General features: G+C 70.2%; 17 protein-coding genes. 10 read left to right on the forward strand and 7 right to left on the reverse strand.

Going from position 1 to position 15,873, the window contains the following annotated elements; all coding sequences use genetic code 11:
- The first annotated feature begins 24 nt into the window (after window positions 1-24).
- Together WBK31_RS05990 and WBK31_RS05995 are read left to right on the forward strand one after the other, a co-directional pair.
- A complete protein-coding gene (locus tag WBK31_RS05990) occupies window positions 25-603 on the forward strand; it encodes a GntR family transcriptional regulator (RefSeq protein WP_406674440.1) in 579 nt (192 codons plus the stop codon).
- A 61-nt stretch (window positions 604-664) separates the two neighbouring features.
- Window positions 665-1,477, forward strand: a complete 813-nt coding sequence (locus WBK31_RS05995; protein WP_364067530.1) for an NAD(P)-dependent oxidoreductase — start codon at window positions 665-667, stop codon at window positions 1,475-1,477.
- Window positions 1,478-1,726: 249 nt separating this feature from the next.
- On the opposite strand, the gene WBK31_RS06000 is transcribed toward WBK31_RS05995, so the two are convergent.
- Together WBK31_RS06000 and bla are read right to left on the reverse strand one after the other, a co-directional pair.
- A complete protein-coding gene (locus WBK31_RS06000; RefSeq protein ID WP_406674441.1) occupies window positions 1,727-3,919 on the reverse strand; it encodes a transglycosylase domain-containing protein in 2,193 nt (730 codons plus the stop codon).
- Window positions 3,919-4,866 (reverse strand): class A beta-lactamase, encoded by a 948-nt coding sequence (gene bla / locus WBK31_RS06005; RefSeq protein ID WP_364067534.1) that lies wholly within the window; start codon window positions 4,864-4,866, stop codon window positions 3,919-3,921. The genes WBK31_RS06000 and bla overlap by 1 nt, the downstream gene beginning before the upstream one ends.
- 436 nt (window positions 4,867-5,302) lie before the next feature.
- Between bla and WBK31_RS06010 the strand changes: the two genes are divergently transcribed.
- From WBK31_RS06010 to WBK31_RS06025, 4 genes are read left to right on the forward strand one after another with little or no spacing between them, the layout of a single operon-like run.
- Window positions 5,303-5,689, forward strand: a complete 387-nt coding sequence (locus WBK31_RS06010; RefSeq protein WP_364067536.1) for a hypothetical protein — start codon at window positions 5,303-5,305, stop codon at window positions 5,687-5,689.
- Between the two features lie 56 nt (window positions 5,690-5,745).
- The gene (locus WBK31_RS06015; RefSeq protein WP_364067537.1) at window positions 5,746-6,078 is read left to right on the forward strand and encodes a DUF202 domain-containing protein; all 333 of its coding nucleotides are present in this window, start codon (window positions 5,746-5,748) and stop codon (window positions 6,076-6,078) included.
- A gap of 21 nt (window positions 6,079-6,099) precedes the next feature.
- Complete coding sequence (locus WBK31_RS06020; RefSeq protein ID WP_406675453.1) at window positions 6,100-6,435, forward strand: DUF202 domain-containing protein; 336 nt, start codon at window positions 6,100-6,102, stop codon at window positions 6,433-6,435.
- A 55-nt stretch (window positions 6,436-6,490) separates the two neighbouring features.
- A complete protein-coding gene (locus tag WBK31_RS06025) occupies window positions 6,491-6,793 on the forward strand; it encodes a hypothetical protein (protein WP_378784375.1) in 303 nt (100 codons plus the stop codon).
- 228 nt (window positions 6,794-7,021) lie between these two features.
- Here WBK31_RS06025 and WBK31_RS06030 read toward each other — a convergent pair whose 3' ends face one another.
- A complete protein-coding gene (locus WBK31_RS06030) occupies window positions 7,022-8,872 on the reverse strand; it encodes an ABC transporter ATP-binding protein (protein ID WP_364067541.1) in 1,851 nt (616 codons plus the stop codon).
- Window positions 8,869-10,545 carry an ABC transporter ATP-binding protein gene (locus tag WBK31_RS06035; protein ID WP_406674442.1) on the reverse strand — a complete coding sequence of 559 codons (1,677 nt, stop codon included), beginning with the start codon at window positions 10,543-10,545 and terminating at the stop codon, window positions 8,869-8,871. Before WBK31_RS06035 ends, WBK31_RS06030 begins: the two co-directional genes overlap by 4 nt.
- Window positions 10,546-10,815: 270 nt before the next feature.
- On the opposite strand from WBK31_RS06035, the gene WBK31_RS06040 reads away from it, so the two are divergent.
- A complete protein-coding gene (locus WBK31_RS06040) occupies window positions 10,816-11,307 on the forward strand; it encodes a nucleoside deaminase (RefSeq protein WP_364067544.1) in 492 nt (163 codons plus the stop codon).
- Window positions 11,308-11,343: 36 nt separating this feature from the next.
- Entirely contained in the window at window positions 11,344-12,555 is a 1,212-nt protein-coding gene (locus tag WBK31_RS06045; RefSeq protein WP_406674443.1) for a sensor histidine kinase, read from the forward strand.
- Window positions 12,556-12,600: 45 nt separating this feature from the next.
- Here the strand turns inward: WBK31_RS06045 and WBK31_RS06050 are convergent, their stop codons facing one another.
- Window positions 12,601-13,425, reverse strand: coding sequence for a hypothetical protein (locus WBK31_RS06050; RefSeq protein WP_406674444.1), 825 nt, complete (start codon window positions 13,423-13,425; stop codon window positions 12,601-12,603).
- A 148-nt stretch (window positions 13,426-13,573) separates the two neighbouring features.
- Here WBK31_RS06050 and WBK31_RS06055 point away from each other — a divergent pair, with 148 nt between their 5' ends.
- On the forward strand, window positions 13,574-13,945 hold the full coding sequence (locus tag WBK31_RS06055) for a TetR/AcrR family transcriptional regulator C-terminal domain-containing protein (protein WP_364067550.1): 372 nt from the start codon (window positions 13,574-13,576) through the stop codon (window positions 13,943-13,945).
- Window positions 13,946-13,973: 28 nt separating this feature from the next.
- On the opposite strand, the gene WBK31_RS06060 is transcribed toward WBK31_RS06055, so the two are convergent.
- Both WBK31_RS06060 and WBK31_RS06065 read right to left on the reverse strand, forming a co-directional pair.
- A complete protein-coding gene (locus tag WBK31_RS06060) occupies window positions 13,974-14,426 on the reverse strand; it encodes a transglycosylase SLT domain-containing protein (RefSeq protein ID WP_406674445.1) in 453 nt (150 codons plus the stop codon).
- A gap of 334 nt (window positions 14,427-14,760) precedes the next feature.
- On the reverse strand, window positions 14,761-15,162 hold the full coding sequence (locus WBK31_RS06065) for a transglycosylase SLT domain-containing protein (protein ID WP_364067553.1): 402 nt from the start codon (window positions 15,160-15,162) through the stop codon (window positions 14,761-14,763).
- A 189-nt stretch (window positions 15,163-15,351) separates the two neighbouring features.
- Between WBK31_RS06065 and WBK31_RS06070 the strand changes: the two genes are divergently transcribed.
- Complete coding sequence (locus WBK31_RS06070; RefSeq protein WP_364067555.1) at window positions 15,352-15,837, forward strand: glutathione peroxidase; 486 nt, start codon at window positions 15,352-15,354, stop codon at window positions 15,835-15,837.
- The last annotated feature ends 36 nt before the right edge of the window (window positions 15,838-15,873 follow it).

Here is a 15,873-nt window from a genome sequence, read left to right on the forward strand (position 1 = left end):
CCTGCGCACGTCGAGGAGGCTGACATGGGAGTCACAGAGGGGACGATGACCGGGATCCCGCCGGTCGTGGTGCGCCGGGCGCTGCCGACCGAGCCCGCCGTACGCGCGTCGAAGTCCCTGTTCCTGGCCGAGGCCGAGCGGCAGGGGCTCAAGGCCGGCCGCTGCATGCTGTACGTGGGCCAGGAGCCCGCCCCCGAGCACATCGCCGAAGGCCTGCGCGTGGCGGCGGGCACCGGCGTCATCGCGCGGCGCAAGCTGCTGACCGCCTCCGACGTCCCCGTACGCATCGCCACCAGCTACTTCCGCGCCGACCTCTTCGCCGGCACGCGCATCGCCGAGCCCGGTTTCGTGCGGCCGTCGCTGCAGTCGGCGCTGGAGTCGCTGGGCCACGCGTTCGGGCACGCCGAGGAGACGCTGATCGCCCGGCCGCCGACGGACTTCGAGCGGGAGACGCTGGAGCTGGCGGCGGGGGAGTGGGTCGTCCAGGTGCTGCGGACGAGCTACTCGACCGAGGACGTCCCGATCCACGCCCTGGAGACGATCTGCGCCGCCACCCGCCACATCTTCACCGTCACCCAGGTGACGGGGCACGACGAGTTCTGACCTTTCCTCGGCCGTTCCCGGCGGATCGAGAATGTCGGTGGGCGGTGGCAGGATGCCGGGCATGATCCTGGGGAAAGTCATGCTCACCGGCGCTGCCGGGCGGGTCGGGTCGGTGCTGCGCGAGCCCTTGCTGCGCCGGGTGCGCCGGTTGGTCTCGGTCGATCGGGTGCCGCTGACCGCGCTGGCGGCGCACGAAGAGGTCGTACGCGCCGAGCTGGGCGGCGCCGACGACGTGATGCCGCTGGTCGAGGGCGCCGACGCGGTGGTGCACCTCGCGGGCGTGCCGGACGAGGCGCCGCTGCCCGACCTCCTCGAGGGCAACGTGCTGGGCACCCACCACGTGCTGGAGGCGGCCCGGCGCACCGGCGTGCGGCGCGTCGTGCTGGCGAGCAGCAACCGCCTCACGGGCTGCTACCCGGCCGCGCAGACCGTCTCGCCCGCGATGCCGCCCAGGCCCGACGGGCTCTACGGCGTCAGCAAGGTCGCCGTCGAGGCCCTGGGGCGGCTCTACGCCGACAAGTTCGGGCTGGAAGTGGTGTGCCTGCGCATCGGCAGCCTGGAGCCCGAGCCCACCGACCCCCGCCACCTGGCCACCTGGCTCAGCCCGCGCGACTGCGCCGGGTTCGTCTGGGCCGCCGTGACCTGCCCCGAGGTGTCGTTCCTCGCCGCGTACGCGGTGTCGGCCAACACCCGCCGCTTCTGGGAGCTGGACGAGCGTCTGGGCTATCAGCCGCTTGACGACGCGGAGACGTACCTCGACCGCCTCCCCGCAGAGGCGGCCTCCTATCCGGGCGGAGCGCTCCAGGGCGGCGTCTACGCCTCCCCCGGCTTCACCCTCCCGCACCTGCTCAGCACCCGGCCGGCCCGAGACTGACCACATCGCCCCTGCGACGGCTGCCAGGGTGCCCGGTCGCGCGCTGGAGGCAGGTGCGCGGTGGCCGGGCGGGGGCATGGCTCGGCACATCGCCGTCGAGAGGCCGACCGAGCCGCCCCTGCCTCGGTCGTCGCCGGGATCGCCCGGCCGCGCGCTGCGGACGCGAAGGGCGGGGCATGCGCGGGGCCCGGCGAGGCTGTGGCCGGATGCCTGCGCCGGGCCCGCATCAGCGGCGGGCGATTCGCGTGCTCACCGCTGAGGGTCCGAGCTCGGAGCCGGGCCGGCCGACGTGGTGGCGGTGGGGGAGGGGCCGGGCGTGGTGCCTTCCTCGCCCTCGCCTTTCTTGTCCTTCTTCTCCTTCGGGTCCGGTTCCGGGCGGCAGCCGGTCGTGCAGCCCTCGAAGCGGCTGGTGATGATCGGGGTGAACGGGGTGGGCGGGACCTTGCGCAACGCCTGGAGCATGGTGTCGCGCCAGATCGGCCCGGGGACGCTGGCCCCCTGCACCGACCCGTAGTAGCGGCCGCCGATCGTCACCCCCGTCAGCTTGTACTGCTGCGAGCCGCGCGGGTCGCCGAGGCTGACGGCGCCCGCCAGGTCGGGGGTGAAGCCGGCGAACCAGGCCGAGGCGTACCCGTCGGTGGTGCCGGTCTTGCCGGCGGCGGGCCGCCCGATGCCGCCGACGCCCCGCATCGTCCCGTCGGTGAACACGCCGGACAGCACCTCGGCGGTGGCGTCGGCGATGGCGGGCTCCAGCGCCTGGCGGCACTTGGGGCGGTAGCGGGTGGTCTTGCCGTCCCTGTCGGTGATGTGGGTGATGGCCATCGGCGCGCAGTACGTGCCGCGCGCACCGATCGCCGCGTAGGCGGAGGCCACCGTCACCGGGTCGGTCTCGTTGATGCCGAGCGTGAACGTCTCGTACTCCTGCAGCTTCTTGCCGTCCGCGCGCCGGATGCCGAGCGACTTGGCGGTCTTGACGGTGTCGCAGAGGCCGACCCGCTGCTCCAGCTCCATGAAGAAGGTGTTCACGGAGTTCCAGGTGCCGGTGCGCAGCGTCTTCCAGCCGGGCGAGCCTTCGTCGTTGGTGACGGTGTGCGAAGGGTCGCCGATGTTCTGGCCCGCGCAGTTCTTGAACGTCGAGTACGCCGGCGCCCGGTAACCGGCGCCCGCGGCGAGCCCGTCGTCCAGCTTCATGCCCTTCTTCAGGGCGGTGATCAGCGTGAACGTCTTCATCGTCGAGCCGGGCTGGAATCCGACCCCGCCCCCGTGCGCGGCGTCGGCGACCACGTTGTAGGAGATCTCGTTCTTGGCGGCGTCCGTGCCGTAGCGGCGGCTGGCGGCCATCGCCCTGATCGCACCGCTGCCCGGCTCGACCAGGGCCTCGGCGGCGACGGGCCGGTCGGAGGCGTGGACGTAGCGCTTGATGGCGCGCTCGGCGGCGGCCTGCATCTTCGGGTCGAGCGTGGTCCTGATGGTCAGCCCGCCCCGGTTGAGCATGGCCAGCCGGGCCTTCGCGGTACGGCCGAAGTCCGGATTGCTGAGAATCTCGTGCCGTACATAAAGGCAGAAGTACGGATATTTGCTGCCTTCGCAGCCTCCGGGAAGCCGCGTCCCCTTGTACCCGAGCTTGGTCGCCTTGGCTTCGGCCGCCTCCTCCGGCGTGATCTTCCCCAGCTCCGCCATCCGGTTCAGCACCACGTTCCTGCGGTTCAGCAGCCGTTTCCGGTGCTCCGGGCCGAGGTTGGGGTCGGTGGCGTTCGGGTCCTGCACCGCGCCGGCCAGCGTGGCGGCCTGCGGCAGCGTCAGGTCGGCCGCGCGCACGCCGAAGAACCGCTTGGCGGCGGCCTCGACACCGTACGCGCTCGCGCCGAAGTACGCGATGTTCAGATACTTCTCGAGGATCTGGTCCTTGGTGTACTTCTGCTCGATCCCCATCGCATAGCGCAGCTCGTTGAGCTTGCGCGTGTAGCTGGCCTCGACGGCGGCGTTCCGCTCCTCCTCGGTGTCGGCCGAATTGAGCAGCACCTGCTTGACGTACTGCTGGGTGATGCTCGACCCGCCCTGGCTGGTGCGGCCCGTCTGCAGGTTGGTGGCGAGGGCGCGCAGCGTGCCCTCGATGTCGATCGCCCCGTGCTCGTAGAAGCGGTAGTCCTCGATGGCCACGATCGCGGTCCGCATCACCTCGGCGATCTCGTCGAGGCCGACGATCTCGCGGTACTCCTCGTAGAAGCGGGCGATCTCGTTGCCCTTGGCGTCCTGCACGATCGTGACCTCGGCGGGCGGCGGCTCGGCGAGGTCGACCGGCCTGAGGTTCACCTCGTCGGCCGCCGCCACGAACCCGGCCCCCATGCCCCCGATGGCCGGGATCGCGATCCCGGCCACCAGCACGCCCGCCCCCGTGGCGGCGGCGGCGAGCCGCAGCAGCTTGGTCCCCCGTCCGCGCATCAGAGCCTGCCGAGCCCGCGGGCCAGAATCGTCGCGGTCCGCGCGATCACCTTGTTGTCGATCGGCTGCCCGGCCTCCTTGCGGTTGGTGTAGATGGCAAGGATGATCGGCGCGCCGGACCGGCCGGACGGCCAGGCGATCGCGATGTCGTTGCCCGCGCCGATCTCGTCATTGCTGCCGGTCTTGTCGCCGATCGTCCACTTCTTCGGCAGGCCGGCGCGGATGCGCGCGTCACCGGTCTCGTTCGCGATGAGCCAGCCGTTCAGCCGCGCGCGGTCCTTCGGGTGCAGCGCGTTCCCGGCGGCGAGCCTGCGCAGGTCGCGGGCGGCGGCCGCGGGGGTGGTGGTGTCGCGCTTCTCCTTCGGCGTCCAGACGTTCAGCTCGACCTCCCAGCGGTCGAGCCGCGAGACCGGGTCCTTGAGCGTACGCAGGTACTTGGTCAGCCCGGCAGGACCGCCGATCTGCTTGAGCACCATGTTGCCCGCGGTGTTGTCGCTCAGCGTGATGGCGGCCTTGCAGAGCTGCGCGACCGTCAGCCCGTCCTTGACATGCTTCTCGGTGGTCGGCGAGTGCGGCTTGAGGTCGGCCGCCGTCCACTTCACCCGCTTGTTCATCAGGCCGGGCTCGGAGGTGCGCGCCTTGTGCAGCGTGGCCCCGCACGCCAACGCCTTGAACGTCGACAGCAGCGGGAACCGCTCACCCGATCGGTAACCCACCGTCCTCCCCGTCGCCGTGTCGATCGCGTACGCCCCGATGCGCCCCTTGAAGGACGCCTCCAGCGCCCGCAGCTCCTTGCTGACCCATGCCTGCCCGGCAGGCTCCGCGGTGACCGCCGCGGCTGCCGCGGTGGCCGGGCTCGCGGTCGCGGCCCCGCCCGCCAGCAGAGAGATCGTCAGAGCAGTCGCCTGCAGCGCGGCCGCAAGCCGCCGGGCACGAAGCTGTCGCATGCCATGTCCTTGCCGTCGTTCGATCAGATCAGAGGGCAGGAGCAAAGCAGACGCGAAAGCACGATGTCTAATAGCGATATCGCGAAAGTATTCATATCGCTTTCCATATCCTTGCAGGTCAGAGCCCTGGTGGGAGGGACGGGGCCCGACGGTGGACGGTCAGAGGTACGGCGGTGGAGGGTCAGATGTCCGACGGTGGAGAGTCGGGGGCCGGGTGGTGGACGGTCAGGGGTCGGGTGGTGGACGGTCAGGGGCCGGGTGGTGGACGGTCAGGGGTCGGGTGGTGGACGGTCAGGGGCCGGGTGGTGGACGGTCAGGGGTCGGGTGGTGGAGGTGTACCGGATGGTCGTGCTCGTCGCCGGTCCCCCATGCACGGTCTCCACAAGGTGTGCGCTCGGTCACGTCACGTGGCCGAGCGCTTGGGTAGGGTCAAGGTATGCGTCCACTCAAGAGCCGGTACGTGCCCCTGGCCCTTTTCGCCTCGTGCGTGTTCGCGGCCGGTTGTAGCGACGTCAACGAGACCATCGACAAGGCCCAGGCGTGCATCGAGGCGCCGAAGATCGTCTCTGAGCTGGCCGCCGAGCTCACCAAGCTGACCGATGACCCCGAGGCCATGGACAAGGCGATCGACGACGCCGCGGCCAAGCTGAGCGACGTGGCCGACACCGCGGCCAACACGACGCTCAAGGAGGCGAGCGACAGCCTCGCCGCGACGCTGACCGGCATCACGATCGACGACGTCAACGACGCGGTCGACGCGGCGCAGAAGGTCGCCACGGAAAGCGCCGAATACGTGAAACGGGTGGCCCAGGCCTGCAGCTGAGACGCCGACAATCCCGGCTTCTCTAGGGGAAATGGGGAGGAAATACCCTTTTTTCCATGGAACCCGACCCGCGTTTCACCTTGGCCAATGAACGCACATTCCTCACCTGGCTGAGCACGGCGCTGGCACTCAGCGCGGGTGGGGTGGCCATGGCGGCGGTGCCGTCCGACGTGTTCGTGCCGTGGATCCGTACGACGCTGGCCATCGTCCTCGTCACCCTCTCCGCACTGGCGGCCGGCATGGCCTACCCGCGCTGGCGCAACATCCAGCGCGCGCTGCGCGACCAGGCGCCGCTCCCGCCGCCCGCGCTGGCGGCCGTCTTCGGTTACGGCGTCGCCGCCGTGGCCGTGGTCGCCCTCGTCCTGATCATCCTGTCGGCGCGGGCCTGACCGGCGAGGCCCGGCGTGGGGATGACCCCGGAAGAGGAGATCTGGGACCAGGGCCTGCAGAGCGAGCGCACCCGGCTGGCCTGGGTGCGCACGGCCGTGGCGCTGTCCACCGGCGGGCTGGGCGCGGCCGGCCTCGCCGTTCGCAGCGGCCTGCCGGTGCCGGCGATCGCCGCGTTCGCGCTGGCCGCGCTCTGCGGCGGCGTACTGCTGATCAGGACCAGGCTGCGCTTCCGGCGCGTGCAGGCGGCCCTGCACCACGGCCTGCCCCTGGACTCCGGGCTCGACGCGCTCTTCGCCTGGCTCGGCACGCTCAGCGTCGTCGCGGGCTCCGTGATCTTCGTGTTCACCGTCAGGTGAGGCCGGGTTGCGGCAGGTCAGGAGGGAGGCGGACACTCGAAAGGGGGGTGACCTCATGGAAGAAGAACTGAGGATCGTGCCTTTCGAGTGTCAGCGCTGCTGGCACGTCTGGGAGGAGGACTACGTCGTCAGGCACCAGGAGGACCAGCACGGCAACGCGGCCGAGATCTGGCTGCGGAACGGGCTGCCCGTACCGCCGCCCTCGGCGGCCGCCGTCTGCCCGAAGTGCGGCTGCCAGAAGGCCAAGGTGTTCCCTGACGGCTACCTGACACGCCATCCGGAGCTGATCAAACAGGCGGAGCCCGCAGCCCCCGACGAGACGCCGCTGCTCAGCCCGGTACGCCGGCCGCTGTACTGACTCCCGCCGGGGAACGGCGTGCGCCGCACCGGCCAGTCCCGAAGGAAGACCGGCCCGGAGGAAAGACCGGCCCGGAGGAAAGACCGGCCCGGAGGAAAGACCGGCCCGAGGGAAGACCGCCCCGGAGGAACCGGCTCCGGAGGGAGGCCGGCTCCGGAGGAACCGGTTCCGGAGAGGAAGGCCGGCTCCGGTGCCGCGATCGGCGCCGGAACCGGCCCATTGAACCCCCTAGCTGAGGCTCTCCAGCCACGCCTGGTGCAGCCCGGCGAACCGGCCTGAGGCGGCGATGAGCTGGTCCGGCGGCCCGTCCTCGACGATGCGGCCGTGATCCATCACCAGCACCCGGTCCGCGATCTCCACGGTGGACAGCCGGTGCGCGATGATCAGCGCGGTGCGCTCGGCCAGGATCGTCCGCAGCGCCCGCTGCACCAGCCGCTCGCTCGGCACGTCGAGGCTGGAGGTGGCCTCGTCGAGGATGAGCACGGCGGGGTCGGCGAGGAACGCCCGCGCGAACGCGACGAGCTGGCGCTGTCCCGCCGACATGCGGCCGCCGCGCTTGCCCACCTCGGTGTCGTAGCCGTCGGGCAGCGCCGAGATGAACTCGTGGGCGCCGATCGCCCTGGCGGCCTCGCGTACCTGGTGGTCGGTGGCGTCGGGGCGGCCGAACCTGATGTTGTCGGCGACCGTGCCCTCGAACAGGAAGTTCTCCTGTGTCACCATGACCACGGCCTGGCGCAGCGTGGCCTCGTCGAGCGAGCGCAGATCCACGCCGTCGAGCAGCACGCGGCCCTCGGTCGGGTCGTAGAAGCGGGAGATCAGCTTGGCCAGCGTGGTCTTGCCCGCGCCGGTCGCGCCGACCAGCGCCACGCTCTGCCCGGCCGGGATGGTCAGGTCGAGGCGCGGCAGGATCGGCATCTCCTTGACGTAGGCGAACTCGACGCCGTCGAAGCGGACGTTGCCCTTGGCCCGGCCGCCCGGCAGCGCGACGGGCTCGCGCGGCTCGGGCACGGAGGGCTCCTCCTCCAGCACGCCGGACAGCTTCTCCAGCGCCGCGCCGGCCGACTGCAGCGTGTTGTAGAACTGGCTGATCTCTTGCATCGGCTCGTAGAACTGCCGCAGATAGAGCATGAAACCGGCGAGCACGCCGACCTCCACCTCGCCGTGCAGGGCGAGGTAGCCGCCGTAGAGCAGCACCGCGCCGATCGTCATGTTGCCGATCAGCTTGATGCCGGTCATGAACGTCGCGCCGAGGATCATGCTGCGCGCGTTCGCCTCGCGGTAGTCCTCGTTGAGCTGCTCGAAGATGTCCTGGTTACGCGGCTCCCTGCGGAACGCCTGCACCGCGCGGATGCCGATCATCGACTCCACGAAGTGCACGATCACCAGGGCGACCGTCTCGCGGGTGCGCCGGTAGACCACGGCCGACTGCCGCTGGAACCACTTGGTGAACAACAGCAGCAGCGGCAGCGGGATCAGCGCCACCAGGCCCAGGTGCACGTCCAGCACCAGCAGCAGCACCGCCGTGCCGACCAGCGTCAGCACCGCCTTGACCAGCGCGTCGAAGCCCGACTGCACCAGCTCGGCGATGGCCTCGACGTCCGAGGTCAGCCGGGAGATCACCCGGCCCGAGGTGTACTGCTCGTGGAAGCTCAGCGACAGCCGCTGGAAGTGGTCGAACACCCTCCTGCGCAGCGTCAGCAGGATGTTCTGGCCGATCGAGCCCATCAGGCGCAGGAAAGCCCGGCGGGTCAGCGCCTGGGTGACCGCGGCGGCCAGGATCACCGCGACCACCGTCAGTAGCACCGTCGGGGCCTCGCCGCCGGTGATCGGCGGGATGCCCCGGTCGATGCCGACCGAGACCAGGAACGGGATCGACAGCCCGGCCGCGTTCGAGACCACGATGATCAGGACGAGCAGCGCGATCTTCTTGCGGTACGGCCTGAGCAGGTCGCCGAGCAGCCGCCGCGAGCGGGCCCGCAGCAGCACCGACACCTTCTCCGGCAGCTCGTCCTGGTCCTCGGAGGCGACGCCGCGCCAGGAGGCGCTGGAGGCGTTCTTCTCGGGAGCCGTCGTGGTCATCGCAGCGCTCCTTCCGACGCGTCGTCGAAGTCGGCGTCCTGCGCCAGCAGCTCGCGGTATTCGGGCACCTCCGCCAGCAGCTCGCGGTGCTGGCCGACGTGGGTGATCGTGCCGTCGCGCAGCAGCGCGACCTTGTCGGCGAGCAGCACCGTCGAGGCGCGGTGCGCCACCACGATGCCGGTGGCGTCGCGCAGCACATGGCGCAGCGCCTCCTCGACCAGGGCCTCGGTCTCGGCGTCGAGCGCGGACAGCGTGTCGTCGAGGACGAGGATGCGGGGCTTGCTGAGCACCGCCCTGGCCAGCGCGAGCCGCTGTCGCTGACCGCCGGACAGCGACAGGCCCTGCTCGCCGATGCGGGTGTCGAGGCCCCACGGCAGGTCGTAGACGAACATCGCCTGCGCGGTCCGGATGGCCTGCTCCAGCTCCTCCTCGGTGGCGTCGGACCGGCCCAGCATGAGGTTCTCGCGCACGCTCATCGAGAACAACGTGGGCTCTTCGAACGCGGTGGCCACCACCTGGCGGAGCTGCTTCAGGTCGAGGTCGCGGATGTCCTGGCCGTCGATCGTGACCCGGCCGGAGGTGGGGTCGAGCAGGCGGGGGACCAGCGCGGTCAGCGTGGTCTTGCCCGAGCCCGTCGCGCCGACGATGGCGACCGTCTCACCGGGCTTCACCTCCAGCCAGACGTCGTGCAGCACCGGCTGCTCGGAGTCGGAGAAACGGAAGCCCACGCCCTCGAAGCGCAGGTGGCCGCGGGGGTTCTCCAGCTTCTTCGTGCCGCTCTCGATGGCCGGGACGGTGTCCATGACCTCCATCACGCGGTCGGCGGAGGTCATCGCCTCCTGCGCCATGACCAGGAGGTAGCCGAGGCTCGCCACCGGCCAGACCAGCTGCAGCATCAGCGTCGTGAACGCGACCAGCGCGCCCAGCGTCAGCGCCCCGGAGCCGACCGCCAGCGCGCCCAGCAGCAGCACCAGCGCCAGCGTGATGTTCGGGACGATCTCCAGGAAGGAGAAGAACTTCGACGACAGGCGCACCTTGTCCATCGAGGAGTTGTAGACCTTGAGCGCGGCGTCGTCGTAGCGGTCGTAGACGTGGTGCCGGCGGCTGAAGGCCTTGATCGTGCGGATGCCGATCGCCGACTCCTCGACGAACGTGGCGAGGTCGCCCTGTTCGTCCTGGACCTGCCGGGAGATCTTGATGTAGCGCTTCTCGAAGCGCTGCGAGGTCCACACGATCGGCACGACCGAGGCCAGCACCAGCAGGCCGAGCGGCCAGTACTTGTTGAGCAGCAGGATCGTGACGGTGACGACCTGCAGCACGTTCATGACCAGGAACAACGCGCCGAATCCGAGGAAGCGGCGCATGGTCGACAGGTCGGTTGTGGCACGTGACAACAGCTGGCCCGACTGCCAGTCGCCGTGGAAGGCCATGGGCAGCCGCTGCAGGTGTGCGTACAGGTCGTTGCGGATGGCGGTCTCCAGGCCGAGCACCGGTTTCACCTGGATGTAGCGCCGGAAGAAGATCAGCAGCGCTTCGAGTGCGCCGACGCCGACCGCGAGCAGGCCCAGCGGGAGCAGCCCGTCGGGGTCGCGGTGGGCGATGGGCCCGTCGATGACCTTCTCGATGATGAGCGGAAAGATGATCACCATGGCGATGCCGACGAGAGCGGTCACCCAGATGGTGATCAGACGTAAGACGTAGGGCCGTAGATACGACCGCATGCGCCACAGGGAGTAGGCGCGTGATCGGGAGGATCTGGAGGACGGCAGGGCAGGGCGAGGTTGGTGCGTGTCGGGAGGCATCCCTTCTAATCTAATACGTCGGATCAACCGATTTTCTGTGGCCTTCGGGTGGGTTTCCTGTACATGACGTGGGAAAACGTGAAAGGTCATGCACTTTCGGCGGTCCGTTAACCGTGGTCAACGTCGGAGAAGGAGGGGTCGATGATCGACCAGAACGAGCTGCCGTACCTGCGGCGCTGCGTCGAGCTGGCCCGCCAGGCGCTGGAGGAGGGCGACGAGCCGTTCGGCTCCGTCCTGGTCTCCGGCGACGGCAAGGTGCTCGCCGAGGACCACAACCGCGTCGCATCGGGCGATCGTACGCGGCATCCCGAGTTCGCGCTCGCCCGCTGGTCGGCCGAGAACCTCACGCCCGAGGAGCGCGCCGCCGCCACGGTCTACACCTCAGGGGAGCACTGCCCGATGTGCGCGGCCGCGCACGCCTGGGTCGGGCTCGGCCGCATCGTGTACGCCACGTCCTCGGAACAGCTCTCCGCCTGGCTCGGCGAGCTGGGCGTGCCGCCACCGCCCGTACGCACGCTGCCGATCAACGAGGTCGCGCCCGGCGTGACCGTCGAAGGCCCGGTGCCCGAGCTGGCCGAAGAGGTGCACGAGCTGCACCGCCGCTTCCACGGTGGACGTCCGACATCCGTTTGACCTGGGGTTTGCAGCCCACGTGGCACAGTCGGTCACATGGTCAACCGCCGCTCCATCAGGGCGAAGATGACGCTGGCGACCGTGGTGTCGTTCGGCGTCGTCCTGCTGGGCGGAGCGGCCCTGATCTCGGTGACGTGGCCGAACAGGGCGCGGGCCGACCTGACGGAGCAGGTGGCCACCGCCAGCCGGCACGTCACCACGATCATCGACAACCGGCGCTTCGACGGCCCCATCCAGCCGCTGAACGGCATCGGTCTGCTGCAGGTCGTCACCTACGACGGCCGTGTGGTCGCCGCCAGCGCCGGGCTGGCCGGCCAGCCGCCGATCACGAACGCCCGGCCCACCGGCGGCGACTCCCAGGTCGACACCCGCGTATGCCTGCCCGAGGGCTGCCTCATCGTGGTCGGCACCAGCAACCGCGCCACCGTCTACGGTCCGGTCGTCGCGTACGCGGCCGTCCGCGAGCCGTTCCTGCTGAACTCGTCGTACCTGCGCCTGGTGCTGTTCGCCTCGGCCGTGCTGCTGCTCGCGCTGATGGCCTGGGGCACCTGGTACGGCGTCGGCCGCGTGCTCGCCCCTGTCGAGGTGATCAGGAGAGGGCTGCAGCGGATCAACGCCGAGGACCTCAGCCGCCGCGTCGCCGTGCCCGACACCCAGGACGAGGTGGCCGAGCTCGCCGTCACCGTCAACGAGACGCTCGACCGGCTGGAGGACGCCGTCGACCGGCACCGGCGCTTCGTCTCCGACGCCTCCCACGAGCTGCGCACCCCCATCACCGGGCTCATGGTCCGCCTGGAGGAGGGCCTGCACGACCGCAGCGAGGCCGACTGGCGGGCCGCGCTCGACGACGCGCGGCGGCTCGCCGACATCGTCGAGGACCTGCTGCTCATGGCCCGCCTCGACGCCGGCGCGCCCGTCAAGAAGAAACGCCTCGACCTCGGCCGCCTCGTGGAGGACGAGGTGGCCCGCCGCCCCTCCCGGCTGCCCGTCACCGTACGCGCCGAACCCGGCGTGTACGTCCGCGGCAACCGGCTCCGCCTCGCCCGCCTCCTCATCAACCTGCTCTCCAACGCCGACCGCTACGGGGACTCCAAGGTGGAGGTGCACGTGCGGAGCAGCGGGGACCAGGCCGTGCTCGAGGTCGTCGACGATGGGCCTGGTATCCCGGAGGAGATGAGGGAGCGGGTGTTCGAGCGGTTCACCCGCCTCGACAAGACGCGGTCGCGGGATGTCGGGGGAGTGGGCTAGGGCTGCCGATCGCCAGGGACATCGCCAGGGAACACGGTGGGGAGCTCACCATTGAAGGGCCGCAGACCCGCCTCGTCCTCCGCCTGCCCCGCGACTAGACCTGCCTGCACCTTCACCCGCTCGTCCACATCGGGGCGTTCGCGCAGCACCTCGTGGATGCGCAGCAACGGGGCGTACCTCGAATAGCGGCGGTTGGCCATGCGCATGAGGCGAAGCACGTCTGGTCCCGGCAGCACGCGGGCGTCCACCGCCAATCTCCCGCATCCAGGGCGAGTTGCGTGACAGTACGCGGCGAGACGGTACCGCTCCACTGCCCGGCCAGGTGAAGAAGGCGAGGTCCGCGACATCGATCTCGGCGTCCCGCTCGAATGACACCTCCAGCGTCCTGATCCCGTCGCGCAGCTGATGGCGGACCTTGACCGTGCGGGTCAGCGCGTCCCACTCGGCCCTGGTGAGCTGGGACTGCCACAGGCGGGCCATCCTGCGCCACCGCTCGTTCGCGTGCTCCTGCTGGTCTTCCTGGAACAGCTCGGCTCCGGTCAGCGGCCCGCCGGCCGTCAGGACGGCGAGCAGCATGAGGTTCGCGGCATAGGCGGCGCAGCGGGCGGTGACCTCCGCGCGGACCGGCTGGTAGGCGTCGAACGCCGAGCCCTGTCTGGTCATCAGCGCCCGCGAGAACAGCTCACACAGATGCCGGCATAGCAGCGTGCGCCGGTCGGGCGGCAGGTCGGTGGCCAGGCGGTGGGCGAGGAAGTCCACCGTGGGGGCGCGGCCCGCGAGCGCCGCGTACGACAGCAGCGCGTGCAGGAACCCGTCGTCCGGCGTGGCCGGGCGGCGGCGCGACTCGGCGAACGCCAGTTCCTCGGCCATGTCCGCCAGCTCTCTGGCCACCAGACGGGCGACCAGGTACGCCCCGGAAACGGATCGTCGCCGCGGCCGTCGAGCTGATCGAGCGGGAGGGCGCGGACGCGGTCTCCATGCGGCGGATCGCGGCCGAGCTGGGCGTCCGCGCTGCACGATGCTCGTGGTCAGCAGGCAGTCGCGGTCGGCGGCCGGGCGGCTGCCGGTGGAGCGGGCGCTCGCGACGCTGCGTGAGGCCGGGTTCGACGGGGCCGGCGCGGTACGCGTGCTGCGCATGCTCATCGCCTACATCGTGGGCTCGCTGCTGCGGGAGGTCGGGGTGACACCGACGTTCGCGCCTGCGCAGACCGGGACGATCCGTGCGGACGGTGTGGATCCCGCGCTGTTCCCCGAGGTGACGTCGCTGGCGGGGCTGTTGGGGGAGTGCGATCACGAGGCGGAGTTCGGATTCGGGCTCGACCTGCTGATCAGGGCGGTCGAAGAGCGGGCCGGGAGGCGGGAGAGCGGAGCGGAGGAGGGCATCCGGTGAAGCGGCGCCGGATGCCCTCCGGAGCCTGCTAGTACCAGTTGTGCGATCTGAAGTGTCCCCAGGCGCCGCAAGGCCTGCCGTACCTCCCCTTGATGTAGGCAAGGCCCCACCGGATCTGCGTCTCCGGGTTCGACTTCCAGTCGCGGCCGGAGACGCGCATCTTCGTGGCCGGGAGGGCCTGCGGGATGCCGTACGCGCCGGATGACCGGTTACGTGCCCGGTGGTTCCAGTTGCTCTCCCTGGTCCACAGGTTGTCGAGGCAGCGGAACTCGCGGAGGTTCCACGAGCGCTGGACGACGTGTCCCAGGGCGATCTTCTTGTTCCTGTTGGCCGGCCGGATGGCCGAGATCTTCGGCTGGGCCGACGTGGTCCATGTCCTCACTTTGATCGGGTGCGTCTCGGCCGTGGCCTCGGTGACGCCCATGGCGGTGAATGCGCTGACAGAGATGAGTGTGCCGGTGAGCACGCGTTTGCTGTCCAAATCGATCCTTGCTGCCGGGCCGCGTGCGGACGGGCGCGCTCGAGGCGCGCCTTGCCGGTCCGCGCCCGTGGCTCGGGCGCGGAGGGTCCGCGCGGCCCTCCGGGATCCTGCTACCGCCCGATCGTGCTGGGCGGCCCGGAGGGCACCGCGACGTGTCCTTTAGCACGATTCCTATTACGCACGGTCACCATCGGTCACTCACAGTGACACTCGAAGGGCGGGTGTTTGTGTGATCGTTGCGGATAAAAGGCCCCCTCGCTGGAGCGGGATTGCACGCTCCGCTCCCGGGCTGGGCGGGCCTTGACGGAAAAAGCGAGCGAGCCTGGGGTTTGGCTCAGTACCAATGGTGGGACTGGAAGTGGCTCCAGGCCCGACACGGCGTCTTGTAACGCTGCTTGATGTAGCCGAGTCCCCAGCGGATCTGCGTGCGGGGATTGGTACGCCAGTCGCGCCCTGACGAGGCCATCTTGTGGCCGGGGAGCGCCTGCGGGATGCCGTAGGCGCCGGAGTGGCGGTTGCCCGCTCGGTGGTTCCAGCCGCTCTCTCGGGCCCAGAGCCTGACCAGGCACCTGAACTGGGCCGTGTCCCAGCCGCGCTTGGCCACCATGGCCTTGGCGATGGACTTGTTCTTGCTGCTGGTGGCCTGGGAGCTCTGCGCCTGTGCGGCCGAGGCGCCGCCGGTCGTCACGAGCGTGGCGGCCAGCACCAGAACGCCGGTACGGCGAAGCATGGGCATGCGGGTTCCCTTTCGAGGGGGTTTCACGGACCGCGCCACAGTGCCCGAGCGGTTCCCTTGACAGGGAATTGACCTTGTATACGAAGATCGTCAGTAAAGATCACGATATATACCATCTTCTGGGGATTTGTCCGGAAAATGAGGACTGTGTCACAAATCTGGCCCTGACTCGTTCTGTAGGGTCGGATCATGAGCCTCAGTGACATCCCGCTGCGCACTCTCGACGACGCCCCCACCACGCTCGGCGCCCTCACCTCCGGCGGTCCCGCCCTGATCGTGAACGTGGCCTCGCGCTGCGGCCTGACCCCGCAGTACGCCGCCCTCGTCGAGCTCCAGCGCCGCTACGGCCCCCGCGGCTTCACCGTCGTCGGCATGCCCTGCAACCAGTTCGCCGGCCAGGAGCCCGGCACCGCCGAGGAGATCAAGGAGTTCTGCGCCGCCACGTACGGCGTGGACTTCCCGCTGCTGGAGAAGGCCGACGTCAACGGCCCCGGCCGCCACCCGCTGTACGCCGAGCTGACCCAGGCGCCCGACGAGCAGGGCGAGGCCGGCGACGTGCAGTGGAACTTCGAGAAGTTCCTGGTGGACCGCGAGGGCAAGGTCGTGGCGCGCTTCCGCCCGCGCACCACGCCCGACGACCCGGCGGTCATCGCCGCCATCGAGAAACTCCTGTGAAGGCCTGATCGCCAAGCGTTACGAAGTCATGACGCT

It is taken from the genome of Nonomuraea sp. N2-4H, assembly GCF_045291505.1.
Lineage (GTDB): Bacteria > Actinomycetota > Actinomycetes > Streptosporangiales > Streptosporangiaceae > Nonomuraea > Nonomuraea fastidiosa.

Excerpts from the sequence above, each read along its gene's own strand:
- WBK31_RS06025 (WP_378784375.1), top strand. The coding sequence starts at position 6,491 with ATGGAAGAAGAACTGAGGATCGTGCCTTTCGAGTGTCAGCGCTGCTGG.
- WBK31_RS05990 (WP_406674440.1), top strand. The coding sequence starts at position 25 with ATGGGAGTCACAGAGGGGACGATGACCGGGATCCCGCCGGTCGTGGTG.
- WBK31_RS06010 (WP_364067536.1), top strand. The coding sequence starts at position 5,303 with ATGCGTCCACTCAAGAGCCGGTACGTGCCCCTGGCCCTTTTCGCCTCG.
- bla (WP_364067534.1), bottom strand. The coding sequence starts at position 4,866 with ATGCGACAGCTTCGTGCCCGGCGGCTTGCGGCCGCGCTGCAGGCGACT.
- WBK31_RS06050 (WP_406674444.1), bottom strand. The coding sequence starts at position 13,425 with ATGGCCGAGGAACTGGCGTTCGCCGAGTCGCGCCGCCGCCCGGCCACG.
- WBK31_RS06020 (WP_406675453.1), top strand. The coding sequence starts at position 6,100 with ATGACCCCGGAAGAGGAGATCTGGGACCAGGGCCTGCAGAGCGAGCGC.
- WBK31_RS06055 (WP_364067550.1), top strand. The coding sequence starts at position 13,574 with ATGCTCGTGGTCAGCAGGCAGTCGCGGTCGGCGGCCGGGCGGCTGCCG.
- WBK31_RS06065 (WP_364067553.1), bottom strand. The coding sequence starts at position 15,162 with ATGCCCATGCTTCGCCGTACCGGCGTTCTGGTGCTGGCCGCCACGCTC.
- WBK31_RS06030 (WP_364067541.1), bottom strand. The coding sequence starts at position 8,872 with ATGACCACGACGGCTCCCGAGAAGAACGCCTCCAGCGCCTCCTGGCGC.
- WBK31_RS06040 (WP_364067544.1), top strand. The coding sequence starts at position 10,816 with ATGATCGACCAGAACGAGCTGCCGTACCTGCGGCGCTGCGTCGAGCTG.
- WBK31_RS06045 (WP_406674443.1), top strand. The coding sequence starts at position 11,344 with ATGGTCAACCGCCGCTCCATCAGGGCGAAGATGACGCTGGCGACCGTG.
- WBK31_RS06070 (WP_364067555.1), top strand. The coding sequence starts at position 15,352 with ATGAGCCTCAGTGACATCCCGCTGCGCACTCTCGACGACGCCCCCACC.
- WBK31_RS06015 (WP_364067537.1), top strand. The coding sequence starts at position 5,746 with ATGGAACCCGACCCGCGTTTCACCTTGGCCAATGAACGCACATTCCTC.
- WBK31_RS06000 (WP_406674441.1), bottom strand. The coding sequence starts at position 3,919 with ATGCGCGGACGGGGGACCAAGCTGCTGCGGCTCGCCGCCGCCGCCACG.
- WBK31_RS05995 (WP_364067530.1), top strand. The coding sequence starts at position 665 with ATGATCCTGGGGAAAGTCATGCTCACCGGCGCTGCCGGGCGGGTCGGG.